Consider the following 262-nt stretch of genomic DNA (forward strand, 5'->3'; position numbering starts at 1 on the left):
TGTTCGATTTTTTGCTTCAGGAGTTTTTGCTGACGACCGACATCGGCAGCCAGTGCCTGAGCCTGCTGCGCGCTGGCCGCAAGGGATTCCATCTCCACTAATGCTGCTGACAGCCTCGCGAGTGCTGGCTCCATCTCCAGCACCTGACCCTGTGCCTTTGTCTGTCCATCAGCGCTGATGAACAGCCCCTTCTGCGCCCGGATGGCGCCCCAGCTGTCGGTTCTGAGCTCAAAACCCTCACCGCGCTTCTGCTTCTCCGCAT

The 262-nt window shown here is 59.5% G+C and carries 1 protein-coding gene; it reads right to left on the reverse strand.

Annotated features, from left to right (window positions below):
- A partial coding sequence (locus tag V6E55_RS25730) for a type VI secretion system Vgr family protein (protein ID WP_316944139.1) occupies nt 1-262 on the reverse strand: 262 nt, incomplete at both ends.

It is taken from the genome of Enterobacter sp. 342, from assembly GCF_036663495.1.
Taxonomy (GTDB): domain Bacteria; phylum Pseudomonadota; class Gammaproteobacteria; order Enterobacterales; family Enterobacteriaceae; genus Enterobacter.